We start from the raw sequence: 263 nt of genomic DNA on the forward strand, positions 1-263 counted from the left end.
GTTACCGTAAAAGAGTATCAGTTTAAGAGAAGTTTTAAACAAAGCGAAGTCATGCATGTAAGATATCGGAATGACAAATTAGCACCTCTTATCGATGGTTTGTTTACGGATTATGGTGATTTATTCGGTAGGATATTAAGTTCTCAAAAACGTAAGAATCAAATTCGCGCCACAGTTGATATGGACATGCTTGCTGCAAAGAGTAAAGAACATCAATCAAAGCTACAAGAGTTCATTGATAACATGTATAAAGCGATTGGAGA

General features: G+C 35.4%; 1 pseudogene. It reads left to right on the plus strand.

Annotation, left to right across the window (positions count from 1 at the left end):
- Nucleotides 1–263 (plus strand): annotated as a pseudogene (locus tag JDS99_RS31320) (phage portal protein); the annotation flags it as partial.

The sequence above is a fragment of the Bacillus cereus group sp. N6 genome, assembly GCF_016483705.1.
Taxonomy (GTDB): Bacteria; Bacillota; Bacilli; order Bacillales; family Bacillaceae_G; genus Bacillus_A; species Bacillus_A wiedmannii.